This window comes from Synechococcus sp. PCC 6312 (assembly GCF_000316685.1).
In the GTDB taxonomy this organism is placed as follows: domain Bacteria; phylum Cyanobacteriota; class Cyanobacteriia; order Thermosynechococcales; family Thermosynechococcaceae; genus Pseudocalidococcus.
Window position 1 is genome coordinate 3,371,894 of sequence record NC_019680.1, and the last position, 23,509, is coordinate 3,395,402.

The 23,509-nt window shown below is 50.6% G+C and carries 23 protein-coding genes; 4 read left to right on the forward strand and 19 right to left on the reverse strand.

What is annotated here, in order from left to right; genetic code table 11:
- Positions 1-12 precede the first annotated feature (12 nt).
- The 3 genes from SYN6312_RS16385 to SYN6312_RS16395 form a co-directional block, all read right to left on the reverse strand.
- The gene (locus SYN6312_RS16385) at positions 13-594 is read right to left on the reverse strand and encodes a TIGR04376 family protein (protein ID WP_172636064.1); all 582 of its coding nucleotides are present in this window, start codon (positions 592-594) and stop codon (positions 13-15) included.
- Between the two features lie 86 nt (positions 595-680).
- On the reverse strand, positions 681-1,640 hold the full coding sequence (locus tag SYN6312_RS16390) for a hypothetical protein (protein ID WP_015126008.1): 960 nt from the start codon (positions 1,638-1,640) through the stop codon (positions 681-683).
- A gap of 110 nt (positions 1,641-1,750) precedes the next feature.
- Positions 1,751-3,211, reverse strand: coding sequence for a DUF3352 domain-containing protein (locus SYN6312_RS16395; RefSeq protein WP_172636065.1), 1,461 nt, complete (start codon positions 3,209-3,211; stop codon positions 1,751-1,753).
- A gap of 204 nt (positions 3,212-3,415) precedes the next feature.
- On the opposite strand from SYN6312_RS16395, the gene carA reads away from it, so the two are divergent.
- A complete protein-coding gene (gene carA, locus SYN6312_RS16400) occupies positions 3,416-4,567 on the forward strand; it encodes a glutamine-hydrolyzing carbamoyl-phosphate synthase small subunit (RefSeq protein ID WP_015126010.1) in 1,152 nt (383 codons plus the stop codon).
- Positions 4,568-4,757: 190 nt separating this feature from the next.
- On the opposite strand, the gene SYN6312_RS16405 is transcribed toward carA, so the two are convergent.
- The 5 genes from SYN6312_RS16405 to lipA form a co-directional block, all read right to left on the reverse strand.
- Positions 4,758-5,465 (reverse strand): Uma2 family endonuclease, encoded by a 708-nt coding sequence (locus SYN6312_RS16405; RefSeq protein WP_015126011.1) that lies wholly within the window; start codon positions 5,463-5,465, stop codon positions 4,758-4,760.
- Positions 5,466-5,618: 153 nt separating this feature from the next.
- The gene (gene ruvX, locus SYN6312_RS16410; protein WP_015126012.1) at positions 5,619-6,035 is read right to left on the reverse strand and encodes a Holliday junction resolvase RuvX; all 417 of its coding nucleotides are present in this window, start codon (positions 6,033-6,035) and stop codon (positions 5,619-5,621) included.
- 45 nt (positions 6,036-6,080) lie between these two features.
- Positions 6,081-7,073: a ketol-acid reductoisomerase gene (ilvC, locus tag SYN6312_RS16415; RefSeq protein WP_015126013.1), complete on the reverse strand. Its 993-nt coding sequence runs from the start codon at positions 7,071-7,073 to the stop codon at positions 6,081-6,083.
- A gap of 36 nt (positions 7,074-7,109) precedes the next feature.
- A complete protein-coding gene (locus tag SYN6312_RS16420; RefSeq protein WP_015126014.1) occupies positions 7,110-7,385 on the reverse strand; it encodes an RNA-binding protein in 276 nt (91 codons plus the stop codon).
- A gap of 840 nt (positions 7,386-8,225) precedes the next feature.
- Entirely contained in the window at positions 8,226-9,098 is an 873-nt protein-coding gene (lipA, locus tag SYN6312_RS16425; RefSeq protein ID WP_015126015.1) for a lipoyl synthase, read from the reverse strand.
- Between the two features lie 146 nt (positions 9,099-9,244).
- Between lipA and SYN6312_RS21085 the strand changes: the two genes are divergently transcribed.
- A complete protein-coding gene (locus SYN6312_RS21085; protein ID WP_015126016.1) occupies positions 9,245-10,156 on the forward strand; it encodes a response regulator in 912 nt (303 codons plus the stop codon).
- 14 nt (positions 10,157-10,170) lie between these two features.
- Here the strand turns inward: SYN6312_RS21085 and SYN6312_RS16435 are convergent, their stop codons facing one another.
- On the reverse strand, positions 10,171-10,740 hold the full coding sequence (locus SYN6312_RS16435) for a hypothetical protein (RefSeq protein ID WP_015126017.1): 570 nt from the start codon (positions 10,738-10,740) through the stop codon (positions 10,171-10,173).
- 52 nt (positions 10,741-10,792) lie between these two features.
- A complete protein-coding gene (locus SYN6312_RS16440) occupies positions 10,793-12,112 on the reverse strand; it encodes a family 10 glycosylhydrolase (protein WP_015126018.1) in 1,320 nt (439 codons plus the stop codon).
- 88 nt (positions 12,113-12,200) lie between these two features.
- Here SYN6312_RS16440 and SYN6312_RS16445 point away from each other — a divergent pair, with 88 nt between their 5' ends.
- Complete coding sequence (locus SYN6312_RS16445; RefSeq protein ID WP_015126019.1) at positions 12,201-12,998, forward strand: RNA methyltransferase; 798 nt, start codon at positions 12,201-12,203, stop codon at positions 12,996-12,998.
- 19 nt (positions 12,999-13,017) lie between these two features.
- On the opposite strand, the gene SYN6312_RS16450 is transcribed toward SYN6312_RS16445, so the two are convergent.
- The 9 genes from SYN6312_RS16450 to aqpZ all read right to left on the reverse strand — a co-directional run bounded on the left by SYN6312_RS16450 (position 13,018) and on the right by aqpZ (position 22,893).
- Complete coding sequence (locus SYN6312_RS16450; RefSeq protein WP_015126020.1) at positions 13,018-14,208, reverse strand: NAD(P)/FAD-dependent oxidoreductase; 1,191 nt, start codon at positions 14,206-14,208, stop codon at positions 13,018-13,020.
- A gap of 87 nt (positions 14,209-14,295) precedes the next feature.
- The gene (locus tag SYN6312_RS20240) at positions 14,296-14,451 is read right to left on the reverse strand and encodes a hypothetical protein (RefSeq protein WP_015126021.1); all 156 of its coding nucleotides are present in this window, start codon (positions 14,449-14,451) and stop codon (positions 14,296-14,298) included.
- Between the two features lie 50 nt (positions 14,452-14,501).
- Positions 14,502-15,734 (reverse strand): MlaD family protein, encoded by a 1,233-nt coding sequence (locus SYN6312_RS16455; RefSeq protein WP_015126022.1) that lies wholly within the window; start codon positions 15,732-15,734, stop codon positions 14,502-14,504.
- Entirely contained in the window at positions 15,731-16,534 is an 804-nt protein-coding gene (locus SYN6312_RS16460; protein ID WP_015126023.1) for an ABC transporter ATP-binding protein, read from the reverse strand. The genes SYN6312_RS16455 and SYN6312_RS16460 overlap by 4 nt, the downstream gene beginning before the upstream one ends.
- A gap of 6 nt (positions 16,535-16,540) precedes the next feature.
- On the reverse strand, positions 16,541-17,290 hold the full coding sequence (locus SYN6312_RS16465; protein ID WP_015126024.1) for a HEAT repeat domain-containing protein: 750 nt from the start codon (positions 17,288-17,290) through the stop codon (positions 16,541-16,543).
- A gap of 240 nt (positions 17,291-17,530) precedes the next feature.
- Positions 17,531-19,345 (reverse strand): translation elongation factor 4, encoded by a 1,815-nt coding sequence (gene lepA, locus SYN6312_RS16470; RefSeq protein WP_015126025.1) that lies wholly within the window; start codon positions 19,343-19,345, stop codon positions 17,531-17,533.
- 83 nt (positions 19,346-19,428) lie between these two features.
- Positions 19,429-20,802 (reverse strand): nicotinate phosphoribosyltransferase, encoded by a 1,374-nt coding sequence (locus SYN6312_RS16475; protein WP_015126026.1) that lies wholly within the window; start codon positions 20,800-20,802, stop codon positions 19,429-19,431.
- A gap of 148 nt (positions 20,803-20,950) precedes the next feature.
- Positions 20,951-21,970 (reverse strand): bifunctional nicotinamide-nucleotide adenylyltransferase/Nudix hydroxylase, encoded by a 1,020-nt coding sequence (locus SYN6312_RS16480; protein ID WP_015126027.1) that lies wholly within the window; start codon positions 21,968-21,970, stop codon positions 20,951-20,953.
- Positions 21,971-22,143: 173 nt separating this feature from the next.
- The gene (aqpZ, locus tag SYN6312_RS16485) at positions 22,144-22,893 is read right to left on the reverse strand and encodes an aquaporin Z (protein WP_371257410.1); all 750 of its coding nucleotides are present in this window, start codon (positions 22,891-22,893) and stop codon (positions 22,144-22,146) included.
- Positions 22,894-23,112: 219 nt separating this feature from the next.
- On the opposite strand from aqpZ, the gene folB reads away from it, so the two are divergent.
- Positions 23,113-23,493 carry a dihydroneopterin aldolase gene (gene folB / locus SYN6312_RS16490; RefSeq protein WP_015126029.1) on the forward strand — a complete coding sequence of 127 codons (381 nt, stop codon included), beginning with the start codon at positions 23,113-23,115 and terminating at the stop codon, positions 23,491-23,493.
- Positions 23,494-23,509: the final 16 nt, after the last annotated feature.

The window sequence follows — 23,509 nt, forward strand, 5'->3', positions numbered from 1 at the left end:
TTCTTTGGGGGACTAGCGAGACATATTCCGCTTGAGTTCCTCGAGGGCTTCTTTTAATTCCATTTCCCGAAAGGTTGCTTCTAGAGGATCTAAGGACTGACCAAAGCTAGAGGGGGGTGAGGGGACTGATTCCGATTTGGAGAAGGGTGGCGGCGGGGCCTGGGTTTGGTGTTTGCGGATTTCAGCTTGGATTTCCTGACGGCGAACTTTAATTTTTTCCAGCAGGGCCTGGGTAGCTGGAATTTGCTGCTGAGATTGGGACATCTGTTGCCATAGCCTATTCCCGCGTTGCCGGAGGTCTTGTTCCCGTTGACGGGCAGCCTGGGCGAGATCGGGGCGATGGGCGGCCTCCGCTTTTTGAATCCGCTCAGTCCATTTCCGCATATTAGCCACCAGGCCCAGGATGTCTTGTTCGGCCCGTTGTTTTTGAGCCATGAGGGATTGTAAGAGTTGGCTGGTTTCTGCCTCCTGTTGTTCAACTTCCAAAAGAAGAATCTGTAACTTCAGCCCAGGGTTAGCTGCCAAGAACTCATCTAGACGTTGCTCCAAAAAGGCTGAGAGATCATCTAGAAATTTCATGGCGGAGTTAGTCACTAGAACAGGCCTATTTTAGTCGAGGCGATGGGAGGATGAAAAAATGATTGGAGCTTAATTCTGGAAACACCAACACTCCCTAACCCCTAAAAGGCTTCACCGACCTGAATGGTGCGCACTTCACTACCGCGTTGCAACACAACCGACTGTTTTTGAATGCCAGTCAGCCGCCAATTGGAATTATCAATCACATCTCCGGGGGAGACCCGTTGGACTAAGCCATTGTGGGCAATCAAAGCCATAGAGCGATCTCCCAATTCGATAACCCCCACTAAATTGTTTTGGGGCTTTACGGGTGCAGGGAGGCTGGTCGCCATTGTTGGGACAGAGGCTTTAGCCGCCACAAGAGGCTGGTTAACTTTTGCCAAGTTATTGGGCGGGGGCGGGACGGGGGTTAGGGATTGGGGCTGGGATGGACTAGTGGCTACTGCTGTTGGGGAGAGATTTGCCGGAGTATTGGTTGGTGTGGGTGTATTGGAGTTAACGGGGATATAAACCCGCTCAACCCGGTTGCCTTGGGCATCTTGACTGACGATGGTGGTGGGCTCCAGGCCTGGGGAGGGCGTATTGGCTAGGCCTAGATTGCCAGAGTTGGCGGTGGTTGGCCGTGAGGTGCTGCGAATATACCCCAAGGCCTGGGATGCATAGCGGGCAAACTCAACATCCCCAGGATTAAGACTTACGTTTGAGGTCGGGGTTCCTTGGTCGTGGAGGATTCCCCCAATCAGTAGGCCTCCAGCCATGAGAAAGGAAGCTATACCCAGGCCAATGAAGTACCGCTCTGAACTCAGGGTTTTGATCGTGTCCCAGGTTTTCCAGCCGAGGGATGCTGCCGAGGATGGAGTTGAGGATGTGGTGGGTCGGGTCAATGTTGATGCAGGAGCCAGGCGTTTGAGTTGCTGATTGGGGGCCTGGAGGTATGCTTCAATGTCTCGGAAGAGTTCGTCCATCATCTGATTGGCGTGAATGTCAGTGCGACAGGATTCAACCAGATATAAGGCGGGTTCAGATTGGTAGTAGTTTTGGCGGGCAAGGGTCTGTATCATGGGCTGCCGATCCTGGGAATGATCCGTTGGCGATGACGGTCTAAAAACGTCTTTTTCTGACTACGTCCCCAGGCCAAGATTGATACAAAACAGTGAGGGATTAGCCGAGATTATTTCCCCCAGGCCAGGATCACCTCACCCCGAGAGACTTTTCCCTGTTGTCCCAGACCCAGCCAAGTGATTCCGTCCAGATTTTCAAACAGACTTGGGGCAGAAACTTTTAGGACTTTAAGGAGGGGAAATGTGGTTTGCCAGGCCTGCTGATGGGTGGCCCAATCCAGATGGAGTAGCATATCCGGCGAGTCACGGGTTAAAAGGGGCTGCCAGGCCGGGGTTTGGGCTTCAACACCAGACGGGTGTAGTTCCGTCATCTCTGTTGCCAAGGTGGTAAAGGCTTGATCTTGGGCCTGGATAAAGGTGGGGGGGGCATCGGCGGTTGAACTCCAGGCCTGGGCAGTAATCGCTTCAAATTCCCTGGGAGTTTTGAGCCACCCCTGATTCCGCAAGGATGTTTCTAAAGTTTCCAGGCCGGCCGTGACCGTTGCATTTGTCGGAGTCGTGAGTTGCCAATGCCAAGAGACTTGAGAGTTATTTTCTGAAGAACGGGGAAAAATTGCCAAGCCAAAATCTCCCGTCAACCAAGGCTCAATTTCCGTCTTGAGGTTAATGCCCAAGTGACGACTCAGGGCCTGGAGGGTTTGCACCAAAAATGGCTGTCCGGCCCCGTATCCAGTCAATAATTCACTCAGTTGACCCCAGATCGCCGGGAAATTATGCCCCACCCACACGGCTGCCGGATCACTCGGGAAGAGTTTAGGGATAGAGACATTCAGTTTGGTCGCAGTCGGTGCAGGGGAATTTGGGGCTAGGTTGGAGCTAATCAAGGTTGTACCAATCCCCAGGCCAGAGACAGGTTTTTTGATGTTCTCCCATTGTAAAAACAAGCGATCCGGACTAATTGCATCACCAGTTTGAGCAACTTGACTCCAGGCCCCAAGATTGAGATAACTTAACCCCCAATTGTCCCGAGTCAAATTGAGATTCGCAGTCCGATAAAAATTCGCCCCCAACAAGGAATTATCCACGGATTGAGCGGCAATGAATGATTCTTTCAAGGCCTGGGCAGATGGGCTAACAAATAAGTAGCTTTGCCCAACAATTCCCAAGGCAATCTGGGGAGTAGCCAACTCTAAGCCGGGGGTGAATATTTCGATACCTTGAAACTGCTCGACAAGGGGAGTGATCTCCAGTTTTTCCCAGAGCTTAGTCAGGGCTTTTTCTGTGGTCGCCGCATCTTTGATTGGGATGATCCAGACGGGTTGGGCGGTTTTTTCCGAGATTGGACTAATATTCACCAAGGTCAAACCAGCATCCAAGCCCAAAAGACTCCCGCCCGCCCGCCCCAGGCCCAAGCCATCCCACTGACGTTCAAAAAACTCAGAAACCATTGGGCGTATCTGGGGAGAGACTTTATGCAAAGGTTGAGTTAGGGTTACCATCCAGGTCGCTTGGCGGGGGACAAACCTGAGGGGGCTTAATTCATGACCAGCCCAGGCCAAGTCATTGCTCACCAATCCCCACACCAAGAGCAGTAGGCCGAGGACTTGTATAAATCTGGTGATCGTTTTCCCTAATCTCTCCATCCAACACCACCCACCCAAGACATCACAAATCCTGATTCCCCTCCCATTTTCCCCGATTCTCTCCCCCACCGCTCAGGTTTTCAGAAGAATAGGCTAGTCTAGAAACGTCTCACCGATTGGAACCCCTGGATTATGACAACTTCCCGAGCACAAAGTGCCCTCCTTGTTCTTGCCGATGGTACGGTCTTTATGGGAAAAGCCTTTGGGGCCAAGGGCACAACCGTTGGCGAGGTGGTCTTTAATACGGGGATGACCGGTTATCAAGAAGTCTTAACAGACCCCAGCTATTGTGGGCAAATTGTGACATTTACCTATCCCGAATTGGGAAATACGGGCGTGAATCGGGAGGATGAAGAATCCATCTATCCCCACGTCAAAGGAGCCATTGCCCGGAACATCTGTGAACAACCCAGTAATTGGCGCGCCGAACAGTCCTTGTCCGATTACCTGAAAAAACACGGTATTCCGGGGATTTATGGCATTGATACCCGTGCCCTCACCCGGAAAATTCGCACCGTTGGGGCCATGAATGGGGCCATCTCCACCGAAATTTTAGATCCGGTTGAACTTTTGGGACAAGTCCAGGCCGCCCCGAGTATGCAAGGGTTAAACCTGGCTAAAACCGTCACGACCCCTAAAGCCTATGAGTGGACAGAACCCACCGCTGCGGCCTGGGAATTTGCGGCCACGGTTGACCCGGATCAAGCCCCCCTATTAGTGGTGGCCATTGACTTTGGTGTAAAGCGAAATATTCTCCGGCGGTTGGCTAGTTACGGCTGTAAAGTGATGGTCGTGCCGGCCAATACCAGTGCCGCTGAGATTTTGGCCCATAACCCCGATGGTATTTTTCTCTCCAACGGGCCGGGAGATCCTGCCGCGGTTACAGAAGGAATTACTACGGCCCAGGCCTTGCTCGAAGCGGGTAAACCGATGTTTGGCATTTGCCTGGGACATCAACTTTTGGGACTTTCTTTGGGGGCAGACACCTTTAAGTTGAAGTTTGGGCATCGGGGCTTAAATCAACCCGCTGGCCTGGCCCAAAAACAAGTCGAAATTACCAGTCAAAATCATGGGTTTGCCATTACGGGAGAATCTCTGACCAGCAAAGACGTGGAAATTACCCATCTCAACTTGAATGATCAAACGGTAGCGGGCCTGGAACACCGTACCCTCCCCCTCTTTTCGGTGCAATACCACCCTGAAGCTAGCCCTGGCCCCCATGATGCCGACTATCTCTTTGCTAAATTTGTCCAGGCCATGCGGAATTATCGCCAGCATCACTAAGCTTTGGTTTGCCTAATGGGCATTCTCGAAACTCCGATCTGCAACGGAACCAGGTGCTTGGCGCCGGCCTGGGGGTATGTGATGAGTCAGCGGAATTCAAAGTCGGTTGGATCATAGAACATCAGAACAGTCATGGCCCGAGGAAGCTTAACGGCGAGGCTAAAAAATCCCCTGCCGCCCACTGGTAATCTCAGGGTTCATCGGGATTAATCCCTAACATTCTCAGCCTCGCTGCTAGACGGTCAGCCCGGGCTTTTTCCTGCTCGGCTCGTTGGGCTTCCTGTTCCGCCTTCCACATCTCCTGCACCGCGGCTTCATTCGGAGTCAGAATCAAAGCCCCGTCCCATGAAAAGTAACGCAGCTTACCATTGTGGATACCGAGGAACAAGCCCAAAGCTTCACTCCACAGCCAGCCACACTCATTGGGAGCTATGGGTTCATACTGATTGAAATTGAGCCTAAAGCCTGCCAATTCTAAGGTTTCTGGTGAAAAGTAAAAATACTCAGGCGTGTGAAACCGTTCTCCGTAAAGTTCTCGCTTTGTCACCCGATCCATTTGAGCCGTTGAGTCAGACAGCAATTCAATAATTAAGTCAGGGTAACGGCCATCTTCCTCCCAAACTACCCAGGAATTACGAGGCTCTCGAGTCGTATTTTCGACCAAGAAAAAATCAGGGCCGCGAACATCCCGATGCTTGAGTTGTTGGCGACTGAAGTAAATTGTCAGATTGGCATCAATGAAAAAGTCATCTCGGTCTCGCCATACCCACTCTAGACAGGACACTAGTAACAGCAATTGCATATAGTGCAGAGAGCTTTCTATCTCTGGTTCATCGCTCAGCAGTTGGCGAGCATCGGGCATCTGCCGTTCTAGATCATCGGCTGTAACAGGGGCCATAAGCACTTTCCCCGAAAAGTTCATACTATACAGCAAACACTAGCGTATGACTTGGATAGGTCAAAGGATAAGCAGCTAGTACCTTTGATGAATTTGACTAGTGAACTCATTCCACTTCACCGCCAGTTTTGCTTGCTTGTTGTTGATAGTTCTTCAGTCTGAGCGAACAGCTTTTAAATACCGTTCAACTAGTAAAATCGCCACAATATCATCAATCGGACGAGGTGGTTGGCGCAGGCCTGGGGGCAGCAATTTTGTTAAACCTTGCGGGGGAAACATTTGCCAATATCGATCACGAGCTTCTAGAGTACTGTTCCGTTCATTAACCGTTTTGATCACAATTTCTTGGCTAACTCCTTCTTTTAGTTTTTTTTGCCAAGTCTTTGAAGTAGTTTGATTACCAATAATAATCGCCTGGATTTTATAGGTTGTGAGGACTTGATTGATGACATTAAGGGCCTGGTCAGCTAAAACCACTCGATGAGTAATGACCTGTTGAAACTCAGTCACAATCGCTAAACCACATTTATCCTGGCCTGGGTCAAAGCCTAAATAATAGGTCTTACTCACAGGCCTGGATACTCATGGTTCAAAAGGGGTTTTAATCAACTGGAATTATTTATTCAACCAGCTAAACATGGCCCGCAGGTCTTTACCGACTTCTTCAATCGGGTGTTCTGCTTCCCGCCGCCGCATCGCTGTGAATCCTGGTTTTCCGGCCATATTTTCCAGAACAAATTCACGGGCAAACTGGCCTTCTTGGATTTCCTTGAGGATTTTCTTCATCTCAGCCCGAGTTTCATCAGTGACAATCCGGGGGCCACGGGTTAAATCGCCATACTCGGCTGTGTTGGAAATGCTGTCCCGCATCTTGGCCAGGCCCCCTTCCACAATCAAGTCCACAATCAACTTGACTTCATGGAGACATTCAAAATAGGCCAACTCCGGTTGATAGCCCGCCGCCACTAAGGTTTCAAACCCCGCCTTAATCAGGGCCGACAAGCCACCACACAAGACCACTTGTTCGCCAAACAGATCCGTCTCGGTTTCTTCCCGGAACGTGGTTTCTAGAATACCGCCGCGGGTGCCGCCAATTCCCTTGGCATAGGCCATGGCCCGTTGACGTGCTTGCCCCGTGGCATCTTGATAAATGGCAAATAATGCCGGAACCCCTTGTCCTTGGGTATAAGTCCGCCGGACTAAATGGCCAGGCCCCTTAGGCGCAATCATCACCACATCCACATCCGCCGGGGGAACCACCTGACCAAAGTGAATATTAAAGCCGTGGGCAAATGATAAAACTTTTCCCGCCGTTAAATTCGGAGCAATTTCCTTGGTATAAACCTCTTTTTGGACTTCATCCGGCAGCAAAATCATGATCCAATCCGCCGCCTTGGTGGCCTCAGCCACAGAATGGACAGCTAACCCCTCGGCCTGGGCCGCAGCCGCAGACTTACTTCCGGGATAAAGCCCCACAATGACGTTCACGCCGCTATCCCGTAAATTGAGCGCGTGGGCATGACCTTGGGAACCGTAGCCAATAATTGCCACTGTTTTACCCGCAAATAAACCTAAATCTGCATCTGTGTCGTAATACATCCGTGCCATGGTGTTGCTGTCCTCTTCTGTAATGAATCCAATTCTCTAGCGGGCAAACCGGCCACCACCCCCAGCAGCTTCTCGCGGGCGCGCCTTGTTCACCTTCAGTTGTCGTCCCATCCACTCGGCCCCATCCAATTCAGCAATGGCCGCATCTTCTTCCGCATCCGTGGACATCTCGACAAAACCAAACCCGCGTTTACGTCCAGTATCACGATCTACGGGTAAATAAACTTGCTTGACTGAACCGTACTCGGCAAATACGGCCTCTAAATCTTCCTGAGTGGCAGTGTAAGAAAGGTTGCCGACATAAATTGACATAATCTAATCTGCTCCAAAGCACAAAAAAATACAGAGCGTTGGCCTGTGACTTCGGAGAGATGCCTGTCCACTGAAACAAAACGACTCTGGAACCGAATTCATGTACCGCCTGAACCATTGCCAGATATAACTGAGGCGAGTGGCGTAAGCCAACCCTAATCAAAAATTATAACCAGACAGGGGAGGGCCGGTGAAGCGTATCCTCAATTTTTTTGGAGTGTGACTGTGGCTAGGCCTGGAATCTGGAGTAGAGGCCTACTTCAGGAATCTCAAAAGGTCTCCACAAAACGAGGGACCCAGTTGAAGGCAACTAGATCCCGAAAGAATAGGTCAATGAATTTTTAACTCTTACTAAAGTGGATAGGTTGCACTGGAAAACTTTTAGACAAACCCAATGTATATCCTAACCGGATCGGCTGTGAGACATTTTAAGAACAACTACAAACAGATTGAGACAGCGGTTGTATTTGTTCATCTCCCTCAAGCAACAGAAATGGGTTTTGAAATTAACACAGTGCGAGGTGTAATGGGGACATCAATAACACAAAGCGACTAAACAAACCACCTTGATTAACGAAACGACAATTAACTCAAATCACTGTCTAACCTGCCCCAGAACCAGAGCGGGATGGCACAATCTCTAGTTCTCATTGCTTACACCTTTTATTAGGGTTCTTAAAGAAGTAACAGAGCTTGAGAAACTCTTTTTTGTAACTCCTTTCTTGTGCCTATGTATAAACTAACACCTAGATTTGGTAATTTTCATATTTTTATCGAACTTAAATGTTCTTTAGATTCCGCAAGATTTCTGTTACTAAAGTTCAACTTATCCGACTAGAACTAACTCTCCTCCACCTGACTAGCATGGTAAGAACTACGGACAAGCGGGCCAGACCGTACCTGCGAAAATCCCATTGCTTTGGCGGTTTGCCCGAGAGCCTTAAATTCATCAGGGTGCCAATATTTGACGACTGGTAAATGGGAGAGAGACGGGGCCAGATATTGACCGAGGGTAAGGCGATTGCAATCCACGGCCCGCAGATCTTTGAGAGTTTCTAGAATTTCGGCTTGCGTTTCCCCCAGGCCCAGCATTAGTCCGGATTTGGTAGGAATTTGTGGATTAAGGTGCTTGACAGTGGCTAAGACCTCGAGAGAGCGTTCATATTTTGCGCCGCGCCGGACGGGCCCCTGTAATCGCTTCACGGTTTCGAGATTATGGTTAAAGCAAGCGGGCCAGGCCTGGACGATTTGGCTAATTAAATGCTGATCACCACGAAAATCTGGAGTCAGGACTTCAATGGCGGTGTTGGGATTGAGGTGGCGAATAGCGGTCATTGTCGCGATAAAGTGCCCTACCCCTTGATCGGGTAAATCATCCCTGGCAACTGAGGTTAAGACGACATAGCGCAGGCCGAGGGTTTGGACAGTCTGGGCTACTTTGACAGGTTCATGATCATCCACAGGCCGGGGAGCATGGCCTTTATCCACTTGGCAAAACCCACAGGCCCGGGTGCAAATTGGCCCCATGAGCAAAAAAGTTGCTGTCCCTTGGCTATAGCATTCCCCCCGATTTGGGCAGCGGCCTTCTTCACAGATGGTATAGATACCCGCTTGCTTGATCAGGCGTTGAACCGGAGCTAGATCACGGGCCCGACCAATGGGAGATTTTAACCAACTGGGGAGGCGTTGAGGGGGGGAGACAGATTCAGACATGGGGCAAGACCGGTAGATCCGTAAAGCTTAAGATAAATTAAATTTCCTAAGATTGTTAGCTAAGTAGCGTCTAGCCGAGACTGGAACCATGATACTTATATGGCATAGTCAAGTTAACCGCCTTCTAGAGGAACTTGGGGGTATTTGTGTCAACCCAAAAAATCTTGGTGATTGATGATAGTAAAGTCATTCGGATGCGTGTCCGGGATATGCTCCCCGAGGGTGACTATCAGGTGCTAGAAGCCAAGGATGGCCAAGAGGGACTCAATTTAATTCGGCAAGAATCCCCTAACTTGATCATGTTAGACTTTCTCCTGCCTAAGGTCAGCGGCTGGGAGGTCTTCCAGGAATTGGAGCGGCGACAAGATTTAGGACGCGTCCCCCTAGTGATTATGTCTGGGCGGCGGGAGGAGGTCACGGAAAAGCTTCAAGAACCCTTTGAACTGTTCGAGTTCATTGAAAAACCCTTTGAAAAGGAGGACTTAGACGAAGCCATTAAAAAAGCCTTTGCCAAAGCTCGCCTAGCGCCTGCTACGTCCCAAGCTTCTACCCCAGAAACAGCAACGGTGGGCGGCATTGATCCGGCAGAATTTGCCGCTCTCCAGGCCGAGGTGGCAGAACTAAGAGCGGCCCTTGCTCAGGCCCCAGTTGTGACGGCTGGGGTTGCTCCAGAAGAGTTTGCGGCCCTAAAAGCAATGGTTGTTGAGCTACAGTTCCAAGTGAGTCAACCTGCCCCAACTACCAGCACCATTGACCCCCTAGAATTTGCCCAACTGGAAGCCAGCGTGGCCCAACTGCAAATGCAGAGCTTGGCTGATGCCCACACGGTTGACCCGGCTGATTTTGCCACCTTGCAAGGGATGGTTGTTGAAATTCAGTCCCAACTGGCTAGGAATTCGTCTCAGGATCACCCCCCAGCGGAACTACAAGCCAATATCAACTCAACTGAGTTCCAGGCCCTGCAAACCTTGGTTAACTCTCTGGAGGAAGAACTACATACGATTCGGCATACCCTCGCCCAAGTGGTTGGGTTCCTAAAACGGAAACGCCCAGATTAATTAGCCAAATTTGCTCATGCTGATCCCAGGCCAGGGAGATTTGGAATGGTGAGCAGTACCCAAGCATCTATGGCCAGCATCAACACAGTAAACAGCCCTAATAATCCGTACATCCAGGGTTGAGCCAGGGGACGAATCAGTTCCGTATCCAGGCCAGTTTGGCGATGGATAAACCGCATCATCTGGCTAAAGCCGGCCACCCGCATCGGCAATAAATAGGCAGTACCAGAGGTCGTCAGTAAATAATAAACCAGCCCTCCTTGGCTTGTGCCCCGCGGCTGAATGCCGGTGATGTCTGACCATTGGACTAACCACTGTCGCCGGAGGAAAGTCGGAACCCAGGCCGGATAGATAATGGCCATCCCCTGTTGATCTAGTTCGACTCGATAGCTGAGGGTTCCCAGAAGAATCAGACCGCCCATCACCAGCGCAATCAGTAACAGCCAAGGGGAAATCGGGGCCTGGGTTTGTTGGGCTAGAAGCGGGAGGGGAAGCGTCAAGGCTAAATAAAAACTGAGGATTGTCCAGGCGATCAAGGGCGAGGGTTTGAGACATAAGGCCTGGGCGGGGTCAAGGTTAGACATGGGGAGGGTTCCTTAGAGGTTAATGGAGAGGGAAAATCATCAGGACTTGAGATTAGTTGGCAATGATAGGGGCAGGGGGCGGACTACTGGCCGGGGTAATAGTCCCTGAACTACATTGAACCCGACGACTGCGAGTGGCTGGCCAGGCAAAGAGAGACTGGATACCTGCTTGACGAATGTCTGGGGGTTCTGGGCCATTGTTCCATAAACTTTCGTAATAGAAGAACGCAACTCCCAGGCCATCGGTTTGGGCCGCCGTTACTTTGGCTTTGACGAGGGAGATCGGCATTAAGGTCGTGCGCAGACCGGAGAGTACCCCAACGGCGGTGGGAATTTTTGACTTGGCAGCTTGCAGTTCTGGACGGGCAATTTGCGCTAAAAAGGCTTCTAAGGTGGGCCGATAAATTTGGACAATCAACTCATCGACAATGTTTTGGTTAATCCAGGCCACCCAATCTTGGAGGGAACTCTTGTAGGCTGAGGGGTAGGGGTTAGGGGAGACCGAAACAATAATATTGGGCTTACGGGCCTGGATGGCTTGATTCAGTTGTTTCATGAAAGCCGTAATCTTATCCGCCCGCCATTTGACCCAATCCGTGGCCTGGGGATGGGCCGGGGGCTCTTTTTGGGTTTCTTGCTTATAAAGTGCGATGGTGTAGGGATCATAGCCAAACTCATTGGGCAGACTCATGTGGTCATCAAACTGAATCCCATCCACGTCATATTGGCTAATGGCCTCGACAACTAAATCCGTAATAAATTTCTGGACTTCGGGATGAAAAGGATTGAGCCAAACCACTTCTCCAGCCGCCCCGACCCAGGTTTTAGTCCCATCTCGGCGTTGCGTTACCCAGTTGGGATGCTGCATGACTAACTCTGAGGTTTCGGGGGCCATAAAGCCAAATTCAAACCAGGGGATGGCCAGTAACCCTTGGCAGTGGGCCTGGTTAATCACTTCAGCGAGGATGTCATAGTTATCTTGAATTCCCCGAATCACAAAGGGCTGAATGTTATGGCGTTGAGCGACTGGACTAGGATAGGTGACATAGCCCGAATTCCAGATCACCGGGTAGACCGTATTGAAGTTAAGATTGGCCAGTTGCGCCATGGCCTGGGCTAGTCTAGGACGATCTCGGAGCATTCTAGTGTCGTTAGTTGTCAGCCAAACCCCGCGAATTTCCGGTTCCGACACTCTTGGGGCGGGGGAAGCAGGGGCGGCGGGTTGAACGTAAATGCTGTCAGGATGATCGAGGGGATCCACAACTTTTGGGGGAGACTGAGCCAAGACTGGACTGAGCATTCCCCAGGCCAGAACCACCCCCAACCCCAAACTGAGCCAATATGCCAACTTGCGCCATCTGGACTGTGTCACAGACCCTCACCTATTGCGTGGTTTAGAATTTTTTAAGCTTCTGGATTATTCTAGAGTCCTTTCGGAATCCCCCACAATTTCCCCAGTTATGATCACCAGTTTGCACAATCCTCTGGTTAAACAGTGTCGGCAATTGCACCAGGGCAAATATCGCCATCGCCACCAGCAGTTACTCCTGGAAGGAACTCACCTGATTATGGAAGCCTGTGCGGTTCGTTACCCCTTATTGATGGTTTACAGTACCCCGGCCTGGCAAGGGAAAAACCCAGTGCTATATCAACATCTCCAGGAAATTGCCGAACACCTGGAATCAGTCAGTGAAACTGTTTTAGCGGCCTTGGCTACGACCCAAACCCCTGATGGAATTGTGGCCATTGCCCCCCGCCGCCCCACGTCATCTCTGGAACTCCACAGTCTCGGCCTGGTGTTAGAGGGGATTCAAGATCCCGGTAATTTAGGGACGCTGATTCGGACGGCCGCTGCGGCTGGAGTTGAGGGGATTTATCTGGGGCCAGGCTGCGTGGATTTGGAGCATCCCAAAGTTTTACGAGCAAGTGCGGGGCAATGGTTTCGACTCGGGTTTAGGCAAAGTAGTAATCTCAGCCAAGATTTAGCCCCCTATCAAACCAGCCCAGATTGGCAGATTATTGCCACCCGGCCTAGTCCTAACAGTTGCAATTATTGGGATGTGAATTATGGCCAACCCACTATTTTTTTATTGGGGAGTGAAGGACAGGGTCTTTCCCCAGAGCTACTCACCCAGGCCAGCCAAGAGGTTTATATTCCCCAGGCCCCCGGTGTTGAGTCTCTCAATGTTGGCGTTGCCGCCGCGCTCTTGCTTTATGAAGTCAAACGTCAACGCCGCAATCAGAGCCAATCTACCTAACCCCACTCCTCAAAACGCCTCAAACCCCAGTCGTCAATAAGTCCATCAACGGCGAGAGTACCCATTTGGCCCCAACTTTTAATTGATGTTCTAAAGTCGGCATCCGATAGAGGTAGGCTAAGCGGCGGACTAGGTAAGCTAAGGAGCCATCCAACTGCAATCCCAGGCCTGCCAGAGCAGCACTATCGGTTCCCAAGGTCAACATTTCACCTAGATGGGAATAGCTAAAGGGTAACAGGGGCCGGTGATTGAGGCTGGCCCAGACATTCCAACCCACATAATCGGCCTCCTGAAAGGCAGCTTGGGCCGTAGTCGGGACTTGTTGACCGGTTTGATCTCGCACATCAGCCAGATCTCCGAGGGCAAACAGATCGGGATAATCCATAACCTGGAGGGTCGGGGTGGTCAGGATTCGGCCCCGCTCATTTTTGGGGAGTTCCAACGCTTGAATTGCTCCAGCCACCTCTGTCCCAACAGTCCAGATCACCAAATCCACCGGCAGTTCATCCACTTGGTCTTTATACTTCAGGGCAATGGTATTGGCACTCAGCCACTCTGGGGTGGTGTCTAAATCAAGCCAAACTTGTCGTTCTTCTAAGGCTCGCTGGGCGGTTTCCTGATTAAAACTGGGGGAGCCACCCAGGATTTGGCTATTGCGATCCACCAAGCGAATTCGCCCCCGATTGCCTAACCGTTCCGAGAGTTTACAGGCCAGTTCCACACCGCTAGGGCCGGCACCGACAATTACAATCCGGATCTTGTCTTGTCTAGAATTCTCTAGGGTTTTTAAGCGTTCTCCCAGGGTATAAGCATCCGCCAAAGTCCGAAACATCAGAGCATGATCGGTAACTCCCGGAACTTGGCCAGTGGGAGTCGTGCCGCCTAAGGCCAAAACTAAATAGTCATAGGCGAGGGTGGCTTGGGGACTGAGGGCGATGAGTTTTTCAACTAGATTAATGTGCGACACCTGGGCCTGGCAAAACTGAATCGGTGTGTCGGCCAAAATTTCGCTAAAAGGGGGGGCAATTTCCCAGGTTTCCAGTTCGCCGGTCAGCAACTCATAGAGAAAAGGCGTGAATAAAAAGCGATCCGCCTGATCCACTAAGGTTATTTCCGGAGTGGCTTCATCTTCCCAGGGGAGTTGTCCGAGCCGCAAAGCTGTGTAGAGTCCCCCAAACCCCCCACCGAGAATGACAACTTTTTTACCCATGTGCAAGTCCTAAGCTGCTCCCATTGCCCAAACATCTTCACGATAACGAGAATTTGCGGCTGTGAACCAAAGAATCCGGAGATCGGCCTAGACCAGCCAAAATTCGAGACTGAGAATAATATCCAACGGGGCTGGCAGCAAATTCCCCCGAAAATCTAAGAGTTGCCCCAAAAGGAGGTAACCTACCCCCAGTAACACTGCTACTACTCCGGTCAGAATTGCTACCCACTTTGGTCGTTCCATGCGCTGTTCCTTAACGTAATGAGAAGATCTCCGATCAGCCTAATCTAGGGTCAAGAGGGGTTGGGGGAAAGCAGGGGACTTGGTTCCGGGTCGGGTGGCGGAGCCGTAGCATTGACGGGCTGGGGAGGGACAACTATTTCTGCATCCCGGTGGGCGGTATTGGGGGCCAGGGCCGGCTGGTTGGGATGATGGGTTGAGGCCGGGGGCGTGGCCGACACTTGAGATTGTTGGGTCAGGGCGAGCAGTTGTTGTTCAAGCTCTAAACTGGAGGAAAATAAACGGCTTAGGCCCCGAATGAGTCGCCGTAAATCCTCTTGCAGTTCTTGGTCTCCCGATAGTTTAACGAGATCATTGGTAATTTTTTGGGTATTGATAAAGGTGGCTCGGGCCGCATCTAGGGTTTGGGCCAAGGAAAACATCACCGCCGGATTACTGAGAGTGCCCGAAATGGTATTTAAGTTGGCCGCGGCCTGGGAACCATTTTTCAGCAAGGCTTCTAAATCCGCAAGGACTGTGCTTTTTTCTAAGCGATTTAGAAATGGGGATAGGTTACCCAAAACTAATTTGAGTTCCTGTCCAGATGCACTCAAGGTATTTAGAGTTGTGGTTAAAGTCCCTTTATTCACTTCGACTAGGCTAGTCACCTGATTGGCTGCTTGGGTGACAGAACGGGCCGCAGTCGAAAATTCTCGCAGTTGGACTCGGGCATCGGCACTAAGACGATTCACATTTTCGGCGGCGGTGGCCACTTTGGTAATGGCAGAATTGGTATTTTCAATCAGTTGCGATTGATCCAAACTATCGGCAATGGCATTGGCAGCGGTGATCAAATCATCAAGGCTTTTACCTGTCCGCCCTTGAATTTTTTTCCCATTACAAATAATGATCGTGGGGTCACAATCGGCACTGACAGGGGAAAGATTTTCGGGAAGATCTGCTACCGCCACAACTTGGCGAAAATCCAGAAACGAACTGCCGACAAAGCCTGACTGCCGCACCTCGGGAATGGCATCACGGGGAATAATCACATCTCGCAGCTTGGCCTTGGCGATAATCCCCATTGGCCCGACTTGGACATCAGAAATACTGCCGACCCTAACGCCCCGATAGCGTACCGGTGTACCCACCACCAGGCCTGGGGCATCTGCCAAGGTAATGGTGACTTCGTAGGTTTGCCCCGCAAAGAGATTTCCCCGCAGCCAGATCAAGGCTAGACCCAGCACCCCCAGGCCAATTAAAAACAGCAGGCCAACCACACTTTCCTGCATGACCCGAGATCTCATTCGCTTTGGCCTCCAGCTAGGGGTGGTTCAATAATCCGAATTGGCCCGTGGACGGCCCCTTGGAGAAATTGATGCAGGTAGGGATCATCACAGGTGGGAATGTCACTCACAGTTCCTTGCCATCGTATCTTACCTTCATAAAGCAAAATCATTCGTCCTCCGGTGCGGTGAATTGTGCTGTGTTGGTGGGTAACAATGACATAAGTTGAGCAGGTGGTGGCGTGGAGGTTGCGGATCATGTCTTCAATGACGGTTGAGGCAATCGGATCCAGGCCCGCTGTGGGTTCATCGTAGAGCAAAATTTGGGGGTCATCATTTTTATCTTTGGGATTATCCATAATGGCTCGGGCAAAACTGACCCGTTTCCGCATTCCCCCGGACAATTCTGCCGGATACAAATGCCCCATGTTCTCCAGGCCAACTAAGGCTAGTTTTTGGCTGACTAAGGTTTTGATTTCTGCACAGGAGAGATTGGTATTTTCCAACAGATGAAAGCCGACATTTTCTTCTACTGTCAAAGAATCAAAGAGGGCGGCCTGCTGAAAGACCATGCTCATGCGAATATCTCCCCTGCCCTCATCCCAATCCCCATCTCGTTTCTGGCCATTCACATAGATTTCCCCCGTATCCGGCTGCGTTAAGCCCGCAATTAAACGCAGGATGGTGGATTTTCCAGTTCCCGATGGGCCAATGACCGCCAAAGCATCGCCCACATGTATGGCAAGGTTGACATGATCAAGAACGACCTTATCCCCAAAGGCTTTGCTGATATTCCGAAACTCAATCAGGGGAACAGACATAGCGGTTTAAATTAGTCCTTCCAATTCTTGGGCTTCAATGGCTTCGAGGCCCCGGGCATCTCCCAACTTCACCAAAGCAGCCCGGGCATCTTCCTGTACCCCCATATCCTCATCCTCCAGCGCGCCAATCAAGGCATCAATGGCCTGGCTATAGGTTTGCTCCACAGGAATCGCTCGACAGAGTTGCCCCAAGGCCCAAGCCGCATTACTTCTGACGACCGCCATCGCATCTACAGTCAGAGCCTTGACTAAGGGAGGGACAGCCTGGGTTGCGGCCTCAATACTCACTTCTGCCATTTGCCCCAAGGAACTGGCCGCCCATAATCGCACCGCTGAAATATCTGTCAGTAAGGTTTCTGTTAAGGGTAAGAGGGAGCGGCTGTCTCGGCAATTCCCCAAGGCCCAAGTCACCCCTTTGCGGACATAGCCATTCCAATCTTGCTCCAGTTGTTGAATCAGAGGCTCCACAGCACTGGGACTGGGATTGCGGCCCAAGGCATATGCGGCACTGACCCGAACGAGGGGACAAGAAGAAGAGAGGAGGTCAATGAGTGCGGGTATGGCCCTGGCATCTTCAATTTCACAAAAAGCCCGCGCCGCCAGCATCCGTTGGGTAACATCCTCGGCAGTCAGCAGAGCTAGCATTTCATCGGGATCTGGCCGGGGCGGTTCAGTCACCTCAGCCCAATCTTCGTGATCGGCCAAGTTAACTTCGCTGATTATGGCTCCGTTCAGTTGGAGGTCACTGTCATCCATCATGGGTCTCTTTTGCAGCAATCCAGGCCTGGGGTTCATCCGAAAACTATTGCGGCTGCCTAGTTATGATCCATTAAACTACTGAGGGGCGGCTAAATCACCATCACACCGCTTGTGCAGCTATAGAATAGCCTATTTACTCCCTGCAACTCGAGAATTTCCCGGCTGGGGCTGGAGAAACCCCCAACGTCCTTCCAAAGGCGCAAACTTGAGTCCTGTTGGATTTCCAGGCCTGGACACCTAGGACTCGTTTTGCAAGCGCAACACGGCCATAAAGGCTTCTTGGGGCACATCCACACTGCCAATGGCTTTCATCCGTTTTTTCCCAGCTTTTTGTTTTTCTAAGAGTTTCTTCTTCCGGGAAATATCACCGCCGTAGCATTTGGCTAGGACATCTTTCCGGAGGGCTGGGATACTCTCACTGGCCACTACCCGACTCCCAATCGAGGCCTGGATTGGAATTTTGAATTGGTGCCGCGGAATCAAGTCTTTGAGTTTTGTCACCAAGGCCCGACCCACGTTATAGGCTTTATCCCGATGGACAATCGCCGCCAAAGAGTCCACCGGATCGCCACTGATCAAAATATCCAGCTTGACCAAATCATTTTCCCGATAGCCAATCACGTGATATTCCATACTGGCATAGCCGCGGGAACGGGATTTCATCTGATCAAAAAAGTCGGTGACAATTTCCGCTAAGGGGAGTTCATAAATTAAGGTGGTTCGACCTTGGGTGAGGTAGCGCATATCTTTGAAAATTCCCCGCCGGGACTGGGCCAACTCCATCAAGGTGCCGACATAGGTTTCCGGGGTGATCATTTCCACTTTGACGTAGGGTTCTTCAATTTTTTCCCGATGTTGCGGGTCTGGCAGGGTACTGGGATTGTCAATCATGATCACACCCTCTTTGAGCGTTGTCACCCGATACACTACCGAGGGAGCCGTGATGATTAAATCCAGGTTGTATTCCCGCTCTAAGCGTTCTTGGACAATTTCCATGTGGAGCAGGCCAAGGAAGCCACAGCGAAACCCAAAGCCCATGGCACTGGAGCTTTCCGGTTCATAGTTCAACGCCGCATCATTAAGCTTGAGTTTTTCCAGGGCTTCCCGCAGATCTTCAAATTGGGCCGCATCGGTCGGGAACAGGCCACAGAACACCATCGGCTTGGCTTCGGCATATCCCGGCAGAGGTGCTTTAGCTGGTTTGCTGGCCAGGGTAATCGTATCGCCAACGCGGGCATCAATCACAGTTTTGATGGCAGCACCTAAGTAGCCGACTTCCCCGGCATGAAGCTCATCCACCTGGATCTGGCCTGGGGAGAGTATGCCCAACTCGTCAATCTCGTATTCTTTCCCCGATGCCATGAGGCGAATCCGATCTCCCTTTTTCAGCCGCCCATCCATGACCCGGAAATAGACAATCACCCCGCGATAGGGATCGTAATAACTGTCAAAAATCAAAGCCCGCAAGGGTTCGTCAACGGTATCTTGGGGCGGAGGGACGAGGTGAATAATCGACTCTAAAATTTCCGGAATCCCAATCCCCTCTTTAGCCGAGGCGTGAACCGCTTGGGAACAATCCAGGCCGACAATTTCTTCAATTTCTCCTTTCACCCGCTCTGGTTCGGCTCCAGGGAGGTCAATTTTGTTGAGAACGGGAATAATTTCTAGGTTATGTTCCAGGGCTAAATAGACATTGGCCAAGGTTTGGGCTTCCACACCCTGGGAGGCATCCACGACTAATAAGGCCCCTTCACAAGCCGCCAATGACCGCGACACTTCATAGGAAAAGTCAACATGACCGGGGGTGTCAATCAGGTTCAAGACATACTTCTGCCCATCTTGGCCGGTGTAGTTCATCCGGGCGGCCTGGAGCTTAATCGTAATCCCCCGTTCCCGCTCTAAGTCCATGTTGTCGAGGAATTGGGCCTTCATCTCCCGATCCGCCACGGTGCCAGTGAACTGTAACAACCGATCCGCCAGGGTGGATTTACCGTGATCAATGTGGGCAATAATCGAAAAGTTCCGAATGTGGGAGACAGGAGCGTCCGTCATAGGGGGGATAACCAGGCCAATGCGACTAAAGTGTGAAGAAAGCTTACATAGATTGTGACACAGGTTAATTAACCCTCAGCACTCTAAGTATTTCTCATCACCCAGGCCCGGTTTCTAATCATCTCTAAAGACTCATCTCGGCGCAGTTGACCATTTTCATAGACGACCTCTAACAAATCATCGGGGGCAGGTGGGGTGGTTTGATAGCCCGTTGCGGTTCTGACAAGAAACAGCCGTCCCTGTTTACTGGTTTTGTTCGGATCGGTGACGGGTTTCTTGCGAATGGATCGAGACTGTCCCGCAACAGTAAGTTCACTGCATTTCATGGCAAATTTTTGGGTATCCCGGTTTGGTTTTTGCAGCAGCGCGCCCCCCATGCCAAAGGCTAGATTACTGGTGCTAAACCCCAATGCCTCGGTTTTGGCCAAGATAGCTTCAATACTCTCTGAATTGACTCCATCTCCCTGGATAAGGCGCACTGAATTTAAGACCCGATAGCCTTTCTGATTTACCGTACTGCCAAAGTGGGTTTCGAGTTTTTGCAGAGCCATAGTGACTACTTCCACTGGATTCCCAGAGTCGGGCCGAATGACCACCGTTGCCCCAGAGTCAAGCACCTGTTGCCGTAACTGTTCGCCCCACAAGTGATCAATCGCATTCCAAAGGTCATAGGAATCGGAAACGACGGCAACCACTGCCCCAGGCCTGGCAAATTGGTTCAACATATTGCGATAAGCATCAACTTCTTGGGCTTCTCCCCAGGCCGTGATGGTGGAATGTTCCGCAGCTGGAATTGAGTAACCGGCCATCGGTGCGTGATAGTAATGGCGACCAAAGACTAAGGCCTGGACTGTATCGGTTCCACAAAAATTGACCAGATGGGCCAGACCGCCAATTCCAGAAGACTCACAACTGGAGACTCCCCGCGCCCCAAAATCATGCAACTTAAAGCCAATTTCGGCCTGGGGATTATCGGCTGTGCGTTGGAGCGATTCATCGATCACGTGTTTTAACTGCCAGCTTTGGGTGGCCACCGTAATTGGATACCAGACGCGCATTAACAGCGTTTCTAACCAAGAGACCAGCCAAAAGGTTTGTGGATCCGTAGATTCCACCGTCATCAAAACATTATGAACCGGTACAACCAGGCCCTCAGGCACAGCTTTAATTCGGATTGGTAGTTGCCCCTGGAGTTCTTCAACAACATAACGCCAACCGGCAATATTAAAAGGAACACCATGCAAGGCAAAAACTTCAGCCGCTTCCTCTACCATCCAGGCCTGGACGGGTTGACTGAGATAGCGTTTCAAAATGTATTGCAAACCAAAGAAAACCGTTTCGGGATATTTTCCGCCCCGGCTTTCGATATAGGCATACAGTCCAGTTGTCTGGGGAGGATATTGTAACCAGTGACTCGCTTTATAGGAATCAATATCAAGAATCAAGTTATAGTCCATAAATTCACCTCGAAAGTCGTCATTTTGTGATTAGTTAATCAGTTGATACCGATGACAATGCTCAATAAACAAAGTCATGGGAAGTGAATTGAAAATGTATCAAAATTATGAATGTTAATCGAAAACGCTATGCAAGCAGAATCAGAGCCTAAACCTTACTCACAAAATGCTGAATGATTTGGAAATGATCTTCATAAAACTGATCTTCTTGGGCATACAAATCGGCTAAAGACATCCACCAGGCCTGTTCGGCATCATCACCCCCTTTAACAGGAGGCAACTCCCCCCCCTTTAGTTGAATAAAATAGGCATGGGTAATGGTACGCCCCCGTAAAGACCGGCCGGGATTATCAAAGACATGATTGTCAATAATCGAACCCCGCAAGACCGGTAAAGGCACTTTCAACCGGGTTTCTTCCTTCAGTTCCCGCAACATCGCTGTCATCAGGGTTTCATCTTGTTGAACAAAGCCTCCAGGGAGCGCAATTAACCCCAGGCCTGGCCTCGCTTTTCGCCGCACCACCAACACATGACCGGACTGCACCACCACCGCATCAACCGTGACAAAAATCGGCGGATAGGGAGCCACGGCCCAGGCCTGTTGATAGGATTGCAAAAATTGATATTCCTGACATAGAGCCGCATACCTTGGATTGGCTTGAAATTGTTCTAAATAGTCAGCAATTGCCAGCGGGATTTTCGGCTGATAGTCACTGTGATTCCCGGCAAAATAGGCGTTGCGAATATCTGTGGAGTGCAAATCGGCATAGGAACCCGTCTCCACATAATCCCATTGGGGAAACAAATTTAAGTAATAGGAAGACGTATCCTTGTGATGGCCAAACACAGCCACCGAGGGATTTCCTTGGGTAAAATTTAAGACCTGTTGTTGAACCGCTGCCAGCCAAAGATTATCACTGTACAGCCAGTCGCGAATGGGTAAAAAATGAATCCGGGTTAACAACTCTGGCGGCAAACAGGCCTGGATCATCTCAATTCGTTCGGCGGTTGTCCAAGGGTTACGAGTATCGGGTGCAACTCGATGACTTCCCAGGATGAGGATTAAATGATTAACTTTCTCCAAGGCCAGCTTCAGGGTTTGCAAGTGCCCAAAATGAAACGGTTGGAAGCGGCCAATATAGATGCCAAATTGATATTCTGTTGTCATACCAGACTCCCTGGCTAAATAACATTCTCTCTCCGAGAACTAGCTCAATAATAGTAGAACTTACCAAAATTCGTCAAGAAAGAACATCCAGGCATCACAAAACCCCGCCGATGAGCCAAAATATAAGGCTGTCAAAAGCGGGGCTGGGTTAAAATTTAGGTTGACGTATTTTCTTATTCGGCTGATTCTGGTTCTGAACTGGCCACTTCAAAGATATTGAGATAGACATAGCCGGCCGCAATTGCTCCCACAATTGGCGCTAACCAAAACAACCACAGTTGGCTAATCAACTCAACTCCGGCAAACAAAGCAACTCCAGTACTGCGGGCTGGGTTCACAGAGGTATTGGTGACCGGAATACTGATCAAGTGGATCAGGGTTAAGCACAAACCAATCGCAACTGGAGCCAATCCTTGGGGGGCCCGTTTATCCGTTGCGCCTAAAATCACCAGCAGGAACATAAAGGTCATGACAACTTCGGTAATCAATGCTGCCACCAGGCCATAGCCCCCCGGAGAATGCGCCCCAAAGCCATTAGTTGCCAAGGGATTACTGCCCCCTAAGACAAAGCCACCGCCCCGCCCTGAAGCAATTAAATAGACCAGGCCACCGGCAATGACCGCCCCAATCACCTGAGCGACAATGTAGGGTAATAATTCCGAACTGCGAAACCGCTTCCCGGCCCATAACCCAAAGGAGACTGCTGGATTTAGATGACAGCCGGAAATATGGCCAATCGCAAAAGCCATCGTCAGAACTGTTAACCCAAAGGCCAAGGCCACCCCTAAAAAGCCCAGACCAAAAAAGTTAGGATCTTTCTCGACAACGGCACTATAGGGAAACCCAGCGGCTAAGACGGCACTCCCGCATCCCCCCAGCACTAACCAGAATGTGCCAATCAGTTCCGCTAAACAGCGTGTCATTAACGGCATTATTTACCCTCCCCGGAATAAACTTAATTTTATGCGTGATAGCTAATTAGATGAGAGACTACCCCCGGCTATGTGGCCAGCGATGGGGCGATCTGAACCCAATTTAAGTGAATTTGGCCCGAAAATTACTTAAGAAATCGTTATTTTCTAATGGGAATTACAACGCCGCACGCCAGCCTCTAAATTAAAGAAAGCTTAAATAATAAACTAATGGATTGTATTTATCTCCCAGGCCAACGCTATTACGGCTACACAGGCGCGCTCCCCGAAGAACAAATTTTGGGGCAATGGTTTCAAGTAGATCTAAAACTGTGGCTCGACTTAGAACCGGCCATCCAAACCGATGATCTCAACCAGGCCCTCGACTACCGCGATGTAATTGCCCAAATTAAACATCTCTTTACCAGCCAACGCTTTACCTTAGTCGAAACACTCGCCGGAGAAATTGCCGCCCTTGGCCTGGAATTTCCGCAAGTCCAAGCCGTTGAAGTTCATCTCACCAAACTCGCCCCGCCCATTCCCGATTACACCGGCCAGATCACGATTCAAATTCGCCGGAACCGCCCCGCCCCCCCCAGTTCTGAAAATTGATAGCAGAAACGACTAT

Excerpts from the sequence above, each read along its gene's own strand:
- SYN6312_RS16390 (WP_015126008.1), bottom strand. The coding sequence starts at position 1,640 with ATGATACAGACCCTTGCCCGCCAAAACTACTACCAATCTGAACCCGCC.
- carA (WP_015126010.1), top strand. The coding sequence starts at position 3,416 with ATGACAACTTCCCGAGCACAAAGTGCCCTCCTTGTTCTTGCCGATGGT.
- SYN6312_RS16405 (WP_015126011.1), bottom strand. The coding sequence starts at position 5,465 with ATGGCCCCTGTTACAGCCGATGATCTAGAACGGCAGATGCCCGATGCT.
- ilvC (WP_015126013.1), bottom strand. The coding sequence starts at position 7,073 with ATGGCACGGATGTATTACGACACAGATGCAGATTTAGGTTTATTTGCG.
- SYN6312_RS16420 (WP_015126014.1), bottom strand. The coding sequence starts at position 7,385 with ATGTCAATTTATGTCGGCAACCTTTCTTACACTGCCACTCAGGAAGAT.
- lipA (WP_015126015.1), bottom strand. The coding sequence starts at position 9,098 with ATGTCTGAATCTGTCTCCCCCCCTCAACGCCTCCCCAGTTGGTTAAAA.
- SYN6312_RS16435 (WP_015126017.1), bottom strand. The coding sequence starts at position 10,740 with ATGTCTAACCTTGACCCCGCCCAGGCCTTATGTCTCAAACCCTCGCCC.
- SYN6312_RS16445 (WP_015126019.1), top strand. The coding sequence starts at position 12,201 with ATGATCACCAGTTTGCACAATCCTCTGGTTAAACAGTGTCGGCAATTG.
- SYN6312_RS16450 (WP_015126020.1), bottom strand. The coding sequence starts at position 14,208 with ATGGGTAAAAAAGTTGTCATTCTCGGTGGGGGGTTTGGGGGACTCTAC.
- SYN6312_RS20240 (WP_015126021.1), bottom strand. The coding sequence starts at position 14,451 with ATGGAACGACCAAAGTGGGTAGCAATTCTGACCGGAGTAGTAGCAGTG.
- SYN6312_RS16455 (WP_015126022.1), bottom strand. The coding sequence starts at position 15,734 with ATGAGATCTCGGGTCATGCAGGAAAGTGTGGTTGGCCTGCTGTTTTTA.
- SYN6312_RS16460 (WP_015126023.1), bottom strand. The coding sequence starts at position 16,534 with ATGTCTGTTCCCCTGATTGAGTTTCGGAATATCAGCAAAGCCTTTGGG.
- SYN6312_RS16465 (WP_015126024.1), bottom strand. The coding sequence starts at position 17,290 with ATGGATGACAGTGACCTCCAACTGAACGGAGCCATAATCAGCGAAGTT.
- lepA (WP_015126025.1), bottom strand. The coding sequence starts at position 19,345 with ATGACGGACGCTCCTGTCTCCCACATTCGGAACTTTTCGATTATTGCC.
- SYN6312_RS16475 (WP_015126026.1), bottom strand. The coding sequence starts at position 20,802 with ATGGACTATAACTTGATTCTTGATATTGATTCCTATAAAGCGAGTCAC.
- SYN6312_RS16480 (WP_015126027.1), bottom strand. The coding sequence starts at position 21,970 with ATGACAACAGAATATCAATTTGGCATCTATATTGGCCGCTTCCAACCG.
- aqpZ (WP_371257410.1), bottom strand. The coding sequence starts at position 22,893 with ATGACACGCTGTTTAGCGGAACTGATTGGCACATTCTGGTTAGTGCTG.
- folB (WP_015126029.1), top strand. The coding sequence starts at position 23,113 with ATGGATTGTATTTATCTCCCAGGCCAACGCTATTACGGCTACACAGGC.